The 235-nt window shown below is 65.5% G+C and carries 1 pseudogene; it reads left to right on the forward strand.

Features of this window, described 5'->3' with window-relative positions:
* Nucleotides 1-235: pseudogene (locus SB771_RS37100) on the forward strand (alpha/beta hydrolase); the annotation flags it as partial.

The following is a 235-nucleotide window of genomic DNA, read 5'->3' on the forward strand; positions in this document are numbered from 1 at the left end:
CGCGTGGCTGCGGCATTTCTTCTCGGACTGGTGCTATGACCCGAACGCGATTTCCGGCGAGGCATTCGAAACCTATGTGCGCGCGTACGAGGCGCCCGGCGCGGTGCGTGGCGCGATGGCGGACTATCGCGCGAACGCCGTCGACGTCGCGCAGGACAAGGAAGATGCCGACGTGTTGATCGAAGCACCGACGCTCGCGTTGTGGGGCGAGGCGTTCTATGCGGTGGGCCAGATG

This window comes from Burkholderia sp. SIMBA_051, assembly GCF_046534915.1.
Lineage (GTDB): Bacteria > Pseudomonadota > Gammaproteobacteria > Burkholderiales > Burkholderiaceae > Burkholderia > Burkholderia ambifaria.